Origin of the sequence: Hanamia caeni, assembly GCF_003721595.1 — a bacterium.
GTDB lineage: Bacteria > Bacteroidota > Bacteroidia > Chitinophagales > Chitinophagaceae > Ginsengibacter > Ginsengibacter caeni.
On the sequence record NZ_RJJR01000047.1, the window covers coordinates 1 to 1,435 of the forward strand.

General features: G+C 37.1%; 1 protein-coding gene and 1 pseudogene. Both read left to right on the forward strand.

What is annotated here, in order from left to right:
• The first annotated feature begins 597 nt into the window (after positions 1–597).
• Positions 598–816, forward strand: coding sequence for a hypothetical protein (locus EFY79_RS21255; RefSeq protein WP_123122773.1), 219 nt, complete (start codon positions 598–600; stop codon positions 814–816).
• Positions 817–892: 76 nt separating this feature from the next.
• A pseudogene (locus EFY79_RS22075) lies at positions 893–1,126 on the forward strand (hypothetical protein); the annotation flags it as partial.
• Positions 1,127–1,435 lie beyond the last annotated feature (309 nt).

Below are 1,435 nucleotides of genomic sequence, written 5' to 3' on the forward strand. Positions count from 1 at the left end.
CCACAAAGTATCACGAAGTGAAACTCCTTCGAGCCCTTCGGGACTTGGTGTGAAAGAAAATTTGTGTGAAAGAACAAGAGCAGCCCTTCACACGAAGCCACAAAGCCCGCAAAGTATCACGAAGTGAAACTCCTTTGGGCCCTTCGGGACTTTGTGTGAAAGAAAACTTGGTGTGAAAGAACAAGAGCAGCCCTTCACACAAAGCCACAAAGCCCACAAAGTATCACGAAGTGCAACTCCTTTGGGCCCTTCACGCCTTTGTGTTAAAAAAAAGAGCCTTGCGCGCTACGCCAGGCACAACGTTCACGAAGAGTTTAGTAAGATTACCTCCTTTTTTGTCTTACTTCGACAAGCTCAGTATGACAAAAAAAATGAACATTCACCTTTTAAATGCGGCAAACTCAGTCCTGTCATCCTGAGCTTAGCCTGCCCAGAGCTTGCCGAAGGGATTGTCATCCTGAGCTTAGCCTGCCCAGAGCTTGTCGAAGGGTCGAAGGGATTGTCATCCTGAGCTTGTCGAAGGGTTGAAGGCGGTTACACCGAAGATGTTCATTTTAAAAAAAGTGTAAATTTGATATATATAAGAATGGATAAACAATGGAACAAGTAACATTTGAGGCTGAAAATAAAAAAGATGTAAATTTATTAATAGCTATCGCGGAAAAGATAGGAATTAAAAAGTATGTAATATCTAAAACACGCATGGTGAGAAATAAAGCAAAGAGAAACTTTGACTTTTCTAAACTGTATGGAAAACTGGAATGGAAGGGTGATGCTTTGACAGAACAGAAAAAAATAAGGTCTGAATGGAAATAAAATTACTGCTTGATACCAGTGCAATTATTGCTTTATTAAAGGAAAATAAAAAACTAAAAAGGTTACTGAGACGGCTGATGCCATTTTTATTTCAGTGATCAGTGAATTAGAGTTCAAATCCTTTACAAATTTATCTGGATCTGATAGCAATTTATTTGACTCTTTTGCATCCATGATTCATGTGTTAGATGTCGAATCCTCCAACACTAGCCTCAAAAATAAAATCATAGAAATCAGAAACACATATCGTTTAAAATTACCTGATGCAATCATTGCGGCAAGTGCATTAATTAATAATGCAATCCTGTAACTGCTGATAATGATTTTAAAAAGGTAAAGGAACTGGAATTGATCTTAATTAAATAATTATTATATCAATTTGATAGCTTTTTTGATGGGAGTTACAGTAAACAGTTAGCAGTCTGGTAACCCGCAAGAATTTTGAATCCAGGAGATCAATCACTTTTTTTTGTCTGCACTTCGACAAGCTCAGTATGACAAAAAAAAAGAGCATTTTACCTCTAAGTAGTTAATCCTTAATAACCCAAGTAATCCACAAATAGGAAAGGTTTGGGGATAAAAAGGCCAGATAAATTTTGCAGAAGAAATGAAATTTGTA

Bases quoted from the DNA above. Each gene is read 5' to 3' on its own strand.
- EFY79_RS21255 (WP_123122773.1), top strand. From the start codon at position 598: ATGGAACAAGTAACATTTGAGGCTGAAAATAAAAAAGATGTAAATTTA.